Annotated in this window: 2 rRNA genes (1 of these 2 cut by a window edge); both read left to right on the forward strand. The window is 54.0% G+C overall.

The window, feature by feature from the left end:
* Positions 1-2,792, forward strand: a 23S ribosomal RNA gene (locus ACYVGE_RS16515); it begins 73 nt to the left of the window's first position.
* A gap of 110 nt (positions 2,793-2,902) precedes the next feature.
* Positions 2,903-3,002 (forward strand): 5S ribosomal RNA (gene rrf, locus ACYVGE_RS16520); the annotation flags it as partial.

Consider the following 3,002-nt stretch of genomic DNA (forward strand, 5'->3'; position numbering starts at 1 on the left):
AGTGCGGGGGAGCTGGCAACAAGCATTGATCCCGCAATGTCCGAATGGGGAAACCCACCTCGCAAGAGGTATCGTTAGGTGAATACATAGCCTATCGAAGCGAACCCGGAGAACTGAAATATCTAAGTACCCGGAGGAAAAGAAATCAACCGAGATTCCCCCAGTAGTGACGAGCGAACGGGGAGCAGCCCTTAAGTTGAGTAAGGTTTAGCAAAACGAGTTGGAAAGCTCGGCCATAGACGGTGACAGCCCGGTATGCGAAAGACCTTATTCAATGAAATCGAGTAAGGCGGGGCACGAGAAACCCTGTCTGAATATGGGGGGACCATCCTCCAAGGCTAAATACTCCTGACCGACCGATAGTGAACCAGTACCGTGAGGGAAAGGCGAAAAGAACCCTGGTGAAGGGAGTGAAATAGACCCTGAAACCGTGTGCGTACAAGCAGTAGGAGCCCTTCGGGGTGACTGCGTACCTTTTGTATAATGGGTCAGCGACTTACTGTTCGTGGCGAGCTTAACCGTATAGGGGAGGCGAAGGGAAACCGAGTCTGATAAGGGCGCATAGTCGCGGGCAGTAGACCCGAAACCGGGTGATCTAGTCATGCCCAGGGTGAAGGTACCGTAACAGGTACTGGAGGCCCGAACCCACTCCCGTTGCAAAGGTAGGGGATGAGGTGTGATTAGGAGTGAAAAGCTAATCGAACCCGGAGATAGCTGGTTCTCCTCGAAAGCTATTTAGGTAGCGCCTCGCGTGAATCTTCTTGGGGGTAGAGCACTGTTATGGCTAGGGGGTCATTGCGACTTACCAAACCATGGCAAACTCCGAATACCAAGACAGACTGCGCGGGAGACACACGGCGGGTGCTAACGTCCGTCGTGAAAAGGGAAACAACCCAGACCCACAGCTAAGGTCCCAAATTTATCGCTAAGTGGTGAACGATGTGGAAAGGCACAGACAGCCAGGAGGTTGGCTTAGAAGCAGCCACCCTTTAAAGAAAGCGTAATAGCTCACTGGTCGAGTCGGTCTGCGCGGAAGATTTAACGGGGCTAAGCGATAAACCGAAGCTTGGGGTGCATCACTTTGTGATGCGCGGTAGAGGAGCGTTCCGTACGCCGTTGAAGGTGACTTGAGAAGGTTGCTGGAGGTATCGGAAGTGCGAATGCTGACATGAGTAACGATAATGCGGGTGAAAAGCCCGCACGCCGAAAGCCCAAGGTTTCCTTGCGCAACGTTAATCGACGCAGGGTTAGTCGGTCCCTAAGGCGAGGCAGAAATGCGTAGTCGATGGGAAGCTGGTTAATATTCCAGCACCTCGCGTAAGTGCGATGGAGGGACGGAGAAGGTTAAGCAGGCCGGGCGTTGGTTGTCCCGGTGAGAGAGTTGAGGCGGTCCCCTTAGGCAAATCCGGGGGGGCAACGTTGAGACTAAGGACGAGCCCATTAGGGCGAAGCTGCTGATATCACGCTTCCAGGAAAAGCTCCTAAGCTTCAGCTTACGCAGACCGTACCGTAAACCGACACAGGTGGGCAGGATGAGAATTCTCAGGCGCTTGAGAGAACTTAGGTGAAGGAACTAGGCAAAATAGTACCGTAACTTCGGGAGAAGGTACGCCCTCCATGGTTAATAGCTGAGGAGGGCCGCAGAAACCAGGCCGCTGCGACTGTTTATCAAAAACACAGCACTCTGCAAACACGAAAGTGGACGTATAGGGTGTGACGCCTGCCCGGTGCCGGAAGGTTAATTGATGGGGTCAGCCGCAAGGCGAAGCTCTTGATCGAAGCCCCGGTAAACGGCGGCCGTAACTATAACGGTCCTAAGGTAGCGAAATTCCTTGTCGGGTAAGTTCCGACCTGCACGAATGGCGTAACGACAGCGGCGCTGTCTCCACCTAAGACTCAGTGAAATTGAAATCGCTGTGAAGATGCAGCGTTCCCGCGGCAAGACGGAAAGACCCCGTGAACCTTTACTATAGCTTTACACTGAACGTTGAGTTCGTCTGTGTAGGATAGGTGGGAGCCTATGAAACCGAGGCGCTAGCTTCGGCGGAGGCAACCTTGAAATACCACCCTGATGTGCTTGACGTTCTAACTTAGGTCCGTAATCCGGATCGAGGACCGTGTATGGTGGGTAGTTTGACTGGGGCGGTCTCCTCCCAAAGTGTAACGGAGGAGCTCGAAGGTACGCTCAGCGCGGTCGGACATCGCGCACTGTGTGCAAAGGCATAAGCGTGCTTGACTGCAAGATCGACGGATCAAGCAGGTAGGAAACTAGGACTTAGTGATCCGGTGGTTCTGTATGGAAGGGCCATCGCTCAACGGATAAAAGGTACTCCGGGGATAACAGGCTGATACCGCCCAAGAGTTCATATCGACGGCGGTGTTTGGCACCTCGATGTCGGCTCATCACATCCTGGGGCTGTAGTCGGTCCCAAGGGTATGGCTGTTCGCCATTTAAAGTGGTACGCGAGCTGGGTTCAGAACGTCGTGAGACAGTTCGGTCCCTATCTGTCGTGGGCGTTGGAGATTTGAGAGGGGCTGCTCCTAGTACGAGAGGACCGGAGTGGACGAACCTCTGGTGTTCCGGTTGTCATGCCAATGGCACGGCCGGGTAGCTATGTTCGGAAGCGATAACCGCTGAAAGCATCTAAGCGGGAAGCGCGCCTCAAGATGAGATCTCCCGGGACACAAGTCCCCTAAAGGAACCATCAAGACCAGGTGGTTGATAGGCAGGGTGTGTAAGCGCAGCAATGCGTTGAGCTAACCTGTACTAATGATCCGTGTGGCTTGACCATATAACCTCAAGTGGCCTTAGGCTTGCGACGACGTCGTGACCTTCCAGGACCAACTTGCTACAATTCCCATCCCATGCAAGCAGGCGCTATAGCGCCGCTTCACCAGCTTGCTCAGTGACAATAGCGTTGTGGCACCACCCGTTCCCATCCCGAACACGGAAGTGAAACGCAACCGCGCCGATGGTAGTGTGCATCCGCATGCAAGAGTAG

This window comes from Lysobacter rhizosphaerae, assembly GCF_054779795.1.